At 47.8% G+C, this 6,110-nt stretch carries 6 protein-coding genes; 5 read left to right on the top strand and 1 reads right to left on the bottom strand.

Going from position 1 to position 6,110, the window contains the following annotated elements; all coding sequences use genetic code 11:
* A partial coding sequence (locus tag OEM52_13250) for a sodium:proton antiporter (GenBank protein MDK9701102.1) occupies positions 1-1,495 on the bottom strand: 1,495 nt, incomplete at its 3' end.
* Between the two features lie 502 nt (positions 1,496-1,997).
* Here OEM52_13250 and OEM52_13245 point away from each other — a divergent pair.
* The 5 genes from OEM52_13245 to OEM52_13225 all read left to right on the top strand — a co-directional run.
* Positions 1,998-2,939 (top strand): PorV/PorQ family protein, encoded by a 942-nt coding sequence (locus OEM52_13245; GenBank protein ID MDK9701101.1) that lies wholly within the window; start codon positions 1,998-2,000, stop codon positions 2,937-2,939.
* 32 nt (positions 2,940-2,971) lie between these two features.
* Positions 2,972-3,538, top strand: coding sequence for an RNA polymerase sigma factor (locus tag OEM52_13240; GenBank protein ID MDK9701100.1), 567 nt, complete (start codon positions 2,972-2,974; stop codon positions 3,536-3,538).
* Entirely contained in the window at positions 3,535-4,068 is a 534-nt protein-coding gene (locus tag OEM52_13235) for a hypothetical protein (GenBank protein MDK9701099.1), read from the top strand. The genes OEM52_13240 and OEM52_13235 overlap by 4 nt, the downstream gene beginning before the upstream one ends.
* Positions 4,065-4,634, top strand: coding sequence for a hypothetical protein (locus OEM52_13230; GenBank protein ID MDK9701098.1), 570 nt, complete (start codon positions 4,065-4,067; stop codon positions 4,632-4,634). Before OEM52_13235 ends, OEM52_13230 begins: the two co-directional genes overlap by 4 nt.
* A gap of 123 nt (positions 4,635-4,757) precedes the next feature.
* Positions 4,758-6,110, top strand: a 1,353-nt coding sequence (locus OEM52_13225) for a GTP-binding protein (GenBank protein ID MDK9701097.1), incomplete at its 3' end; no start/stop codon positions are given.

Raw genomic sequence — 6,110 nt, 5'->3', positions numbered from 1 at the left:
ACCAGATTAGATACACGACAAAGAAAATCGGAATCAAAATCGGTAGGCTGTACTTAGCGATGTAACCAAAGAAACTCGGCGTCTCGCAACCTAATTCGTCGGCAATTGATTTCACCATGAAATTTGGACCATTTCCAATGTAAGTCACCGCACCAAAAAACACTGCACCAACCGAAACTGCCATTACATACATGAATGATTTTGCTGCGGGAAATACTTGCCCGGCGGAACTTACCATAAGGGCAGGAAGTGCTTTAACGGAATCGAAAGGTGCAACGGTATCAGTACCGATGAGTTGAGATGGTTCAACGTGTGCGACCCCTTGGTACAAACCTAAAATCCAGTGCATGTGATAACTGAAATCCAAGTTAGCGCCGTGAAGACCAAACGCCGCGGACAAGAAGGTTAAGTACGTTGGGGCATTATCCAACACCGACGATAACACACCACTCATCCAATAGAACATGCCCGGGGTATCGACGCCAAGCTGCGAAGCATGTAGTTCCAAGTACTGCAAAGCGGGAATCATTGTCGCAAAGATACCGACAAACAATAACGCAACTTCCTTGATCGGTCCGAAACTAAAGTTATTTTTCTCATAAATCGATTTGGATGTAAACTTGAGCGATAGCAGTGCGGCTGCGATCTGGATTGCTTCCGGTACGAAAATCGGGAGGTGACTATTGAAAAGTACCGCAAGCAAAATCATCACGATGAAAATGAAATTGTGACTTCCTTCGATCTCGAATTTGCCATGCCCTTTGGGTGGTGGGTCATCAGTCATCGGAGTTTTGTTTCGGGAATCAATCACAAAGAATACAGCGAGTATCAATCCAACCGTCAATACCCAGATGGGTAACACATGCTCAAACAACCAAAAGAAAGGAACGCCTTTAAGGTACCCTAAGAAGAGCGGTGGGTCACCGATTGGTGTCAACAAACCGCCGCAATTTGCAACGATGAAAATGAAGAATACGATATGATAAGGTTTGAGTCGGGGACGGTTGATTCGGATGAAGGGACGAATCAGAAGTGCCGATGCGCCGGTCGTACCAAATATGTTGGCAATGATTGCCCCTACCGCGAGCAAGGCAATATTCAGAAGCGGCGTGCCGGGTTTCCAGATGTGGATCAATACTCCACCGGAAACGATGAACAACGAACCGATCAAACAGATGAAGCTGATGTACTCATGCCCGGTATGCAATAGTTTTATCGGATAATTGAGCCCAAAGAGATAGTATCCTACGACCACCAAACCGAGTCCGATAGCGATTGCTCCGTAATATTTTTCCCAGAAATGCTTGGCGAGCAGAGGCAAAACGGCAATCGACGCCAATAAGATCACAAATGGTAGAATCCAGACTGGATTGACTTCCGGTGCGGCATGACCCGCTTCTTCGGCAAATGCCGAAGTGACGGAGAACAGCAGCCCCGCAAAGAAAACATACAGTGCTCTTGGTTTCGTAATGCGCTGTATTGTTGTTTGGAACATTGTTACCTCCCGAATCGTTGGTGGTAAAATAGGGAGGTGTTGGAGGAGAATCAAACGATTTTCTTGCATTTGGGTTTTAGACTGTAGTTATCATTGATCGAACAACCAAAAAGAAACTGAGAATGTGTGTTCGATTAGTATCCTTCAAGCATTTGATGTCTGCTCATTGATATCCACTGGAAACAGATGTATTAATACATAATCGCAAAGAATCGATTTGAACAGAATATGTTCAACAAATATCGGTTCTTCGACTTTTCCGAGGTGAAGAACAATTCTTACTTCGACTAATTAGACCAGACCAAGAGAATCTTAGAAATGTCTTCCATAATCGTCCCGCTTTTCTTCATAACCCGTTCGATAGCTATATTGCTTTATTCAATCGAACGTAGTATTGTTTGTAGCGGCAAAGTAGTGTCCCTTTGGCGATAGGAGCGGAATCGAACCCTTGTCACGGCAGTTAGTTACCATTGACCGATGCATACCCAAAGGGAGGAGAACGATGGTTCAGCGTATTTCTATTCTCATAACAAGTATCTCGCTGGTTGCGCTTCAGGCATTCGCCGGAGCCGGACAAGCGGGATTCGATTTTCTCCGGCGCGACCTTTCCGCGGCGTCGGTCGCGATCGCCTCGGCGAATACCGCCTATCCACAACCAACTTCTTTCGATGGAAATCCCGCCTCGCTTGCCAATAAAACTGGTCGGACGATTTCGGTAGGATATATCGACTATCCGTTAGACCTTTCCGCCGGTCATATCGCCTATGCCCAACCGTGGCGCGGCTTCACGGTAGGCGGACGACTCGCATACTTCAACTACGGAAGTTTCGATAAAACATCCGTTGCCGGAGAAAAATTAGGCACTTTCGGAGCCAACGACATCTATGTAGCCGGACTCATCGCTAAACAAACGAAGTATTTTTCTACTGGCGCTGAGTTGGGCTATTTATCCTCGAAGATCGATACCTACAGCGCATCCGCGATTGTATTTTCCGGTGGTATCTCCGCTCCCGTTCCCATTATGTCACAGTTACAAGCAGGTGTCGATATTCGGAATCTCGGTATCAATGTGAAGAAATTCGATGAGAGCACCACCGACTTACCAACTTCGATGCGCATCGGTTTCTCGAAACGATTGGATCACCTCCCGCTTACACTTTTAGCGCAACTCTCCAAATGGTCTGATACCGATCCTTACTTCGCGGGAGCTGGTGAATTCGATGTTTCCGATCCCTTTAAACTCCGGATGGGTTATAGCACGTTAGGCGCTGACCAGAAAACAGGAGCCACCAGCGAATCCATTGCGGGCTTCTCCGCCGGATTCGGACTGAAATACCGGGATTACCTGTTTGACTTTGCTTATGCGTTCCAAGGGGCGTTGGGCGACCGGTTGTACGTTCAATTCAATTGGTTCCCTGTGACGGCAGCTTCCTCTCCGAGGTAGTTAAACCACCCCCCTTAAGAAGTGTCACAATAATGGCAACCGACCCTCAGGAACGCGATTGGATCAGCTCTGCCGCGGCAGGTAATTCGGTTGCTTTTAATCGTCTTGTGTTGGCACATCGCGAAGGGGCGTTACTATTGGCGAGTCGGTTGTTGCGAAACAGTTCCGATGCGGAAGACATCGTACAAGACGCTTTTATCAAAGCATGGGAAGAGCTGCCGGGATTTCGCGGCGACAGTCAGTTTTCATCGTGGCTCTATCGCATTGTGTACAATCTCTCGCTGAATAAACTTCGCAACCGGAAATTGCGCTGGTTCGTCCGAATCGGCGAGGAATCGGAAGAAGATGAAAGTTGTTTGAATCTACCCAGCGACGATCCGCTTCCTGATGAAATTATCATTTCACATGAGCAGCGAGTGCATTTAGAAACTGCGATTAAGCGACTGCCGACGAAACAACGGTCAATCTTTGTAATGCGTCACGAACAAGGTTTATCGAACGGTGAGATTGCCGAAATAACGGGAAAGAGTGAGGGTTCCGTCAAAGCGAACTTTAGTTTTGCGGTGGCAAAACTTCGAGAATGGTTGGAAGAGAAATGACAAAGAAAACGTGGAGCGAGGAAGAACTGGAAGTGTGGGCGGCAAAGCTGCCACACACCGGTCCGCGCACGGTTTCGCGCATCGCTTTGGATCGGATTTCTACCGGCGTTGTTGCCCGTTTGGAGCGAAAACGGACTCGTCGTCGTATTCTATCGTTCCTCTGGCAACCGGCGGGAGTAGCTGCCGTTACTATCGCATTCGTCGCACTCTTTTTGTTAGCAATCCCTGAGCAGACACCACAAAACGAACAACGAGCACCCGGAAGTCTGCTCTCTTCGTTTGCCCCGGAAATGTCTGATAGTGAGATTAACACAATTACCGATGACGACTTAGCGGGTATTGTTTCTGAGGTCACAAGCGACCCGGTCCAATACGACACCGATTTACTGGCATCGCTCTATTCAATTTCCTCTGAGGACATGTACATCGACATCGATGCTTCCATGCAAAAATTATCAAAAACCGAACAAGCTGCGGTCATCGAAGAACTCAAAAACGATACCTCGCTTGATTGGAGTGAGTTGTTATGAAACGACTATTGTTACTACTGTTAATCGCTTTTCCGTTGTTCCTGTTTGCCCAACCAGAAGCTGCCGACGACGATTTTCCGAATCCCCCCGGCGAATCACCACTCTCGGATGATAAACTGGAAACAATAATGATAGCTCGGTTAACCCGGCTCTTGGATATTAAAACCGAACAAGCAAAACTCTTTTTCCCACTCCTCAGCGAGTTTGAACGGAAAACCAGAGATTTGCGAAAAGAACGAATTGAGCTTGCCGTAAAGCTCAGACGACTCGGCGAGCCGGGTTCGTCAAGTACTGCTTTGGAAGTAGATCGAGTATCAAAAACCTTTATGGAAAATCACCGGTTACAAGCTGAGGCAATCAAAGTATTTGTTACTGCGACATCGAAAGTCTTGGAACCTTGGCAAGTGGCGCGGTTGCAGCTTTTTATCATGCGTTTCCCGGAGCGTGTGGAACAGCTAATGCGCGAGCGTATGGGTCGTGGTGCTCCGAAAGGTGGACAAAATCGCCATCGGGGTGGTCGTGGTCAACAGAATCCTCCCGAAATTGACCCCTTTGACGACCGATAAAATAGGAATTGATTAAACGCCGGAAACATATTCCGGCGTTTTTTTTGTCTCGCCTCTTGTCACGTAACACTTCGAGTACTATCTTAATAATCTGCTTAAACCACCGAAAAAGGAGGTTCACCCTTGTCGTTTCCGATGGATAAAATCCGAAACATTGCTTTAGCCGGGCACAGCGGTTCCGGCAAATCATCACTCGTCGAAGCAATGATCTTCACCACTGGAGGAGTTAACCGCTTGGGTTCCGTCGATGACGGCACTAGCGTTTCCGATTTTCACAAAGAGGAAATCGACCGGAAAATCTCCATTCAACTTTCTTTGCTGAATGCTGACTGGCATGGCCACCACCTAAATCTTATCGACACTCCCGGCTTTTCCGATTTCGTCGGCGAAATGCTGTGCGGGTACCAAGTCGGAGATGTTTGTATTGCAGTGGTTCATTCAGTTGGAGGGGTGGAAGTTGGTACCGATCACGCAGTTGATGCCGCCCGTGAAAAGGGAATCGGCACGCTGTTCTTCGTGAACTGCCTCGACCGCGAAAATGCGAATTTCGATAAAGTGTATGAACAAATCCGCGCTTCTTACGGTAACGGTTGCGTGGCGATGCAATATCCGATAGGAGTGGGAAAAGAGACGTTTCATCAGATAATCGACGTCGTTCACATGAAATTGCGGACATGGAAAGACGGTTCCGGTAAGAGTGTTGAGTCGGAAATTCCTGCCGAGTTCAAAGAGCAAGCCGAAGAATTGAGACGCGGTTTGATCGAAGCGGCTGCCGAAGCCGACGATGCACTAATCGAGAAGTATTTCGATACCGGTGAACTAACCGATGAAGAGTTGGATCGTGGTATTCGTCTTGGTATTCAACGCGGTAAGGTTCATCCGGTGATGTGCGGTTCCGCTAAGAAGAATATCGGTACCGACGATTTACTGGATCTCTTGATTGAGTTTTGCCCTTCACCTGCCGAACGCGAGCCAGTAGAGGCGGAGGATGGCTCGAAACGAAAGCCAGATGTGAGTCTGCCCGCTTGCGTGCAGGTCTTCAAATCGATGAACGAATCCCATGTTGGCGACATTTCGCTTTTCCGGGTTTGGTCGGGTTCGGTAAAAACCGGCGACGAATTGATCAACACCCAAACCGGTAAAGCAGAAAAAATCAACACCATTTTCTTAGTGAATGGCAAGAATCGTAAGACGGTCGATTCTGTTTCCTGCGGCGAGTTAGCTGGTACGATCAAACTCAAGGAAACGAAAACCGGTGATACGCTCTGCGATGCGACTTCTCAAATCAAACTGCGCCGGGTCGAATTCCCGCCGCCAACTTATCGCTTAGCGATTGAATGCAAGAATAAAGGCTCGGAAGATAAAATGTCGACTGGTCTTGCCCAGTGTCATTTTGAGGACCCGACCTTTACGATGCATCAGGATTCTGAATTGTCGCAAACAATTGTTAGCGGACAAGGCGACGTTCATTTGAAC

The organism is bacterium (assembly GCA_030247525.1).
In the GTDB taxonomy this organism is placed as follows: Bacteria; Electryoneota; JAOADG01; order JAOADG01; family JAOADG01; genus JAOTSC01.
The sequence above is the reverse complement of the archived record's forward strand: the minus strand, read 5'-3'. Positions and strand labels throughout refer to the sequence as shown.